General features: G+C 42.0%; 1 protein-coding gene. It reads right to left on the bottom strand.

The annotated features are described in order from the left end of the window. Positions 1–264: gamma-glutamyltransferase (locus tag R2R70_RS20880; protein WP_410979032.1), on the bottom strand; the 264-nt coding region annotated here is incomplete at both ends.

Below are 264 nucleotides of genomic sequence, written 5' to 3'. Positions count from 1 at the left end.
CTAAGCTTCTTAATTCATTACATACATCTTGAGGGATTCGACATTCTACCTTTAAACGATTCGAGGTTGCTCCCCATGTTCGGCCGTAAAGCCATCTTGGTGCTTCAATAGCCTCCTGCACATTCATGCCATAATCTACAATTCTCGTAACTAGTGCAGCTTGCGTTTGTGGTTGGCCTTCTCCACCCATTGTTCCATAAATAAGAGCAGGCTTCCCCTCTTTTAATAACATGGCAGGATTTAAAGTATGAAATGTTCTTTTCC

Origin of the sequence: Cobetia sp. SIMBA_158 (genome assembly GCF_046566945.1) — a bacterium.
Taxonomy (GTDB): Bacteria; Pseudomonadota; Gammaproteobacteria; order Pseudomonadales; family Halomonadaceae; genus Cobetia; species Cobetia amphilecti.
This window is presented reverse-complemented; position numbering and strand designations above follow the sequence as displayed.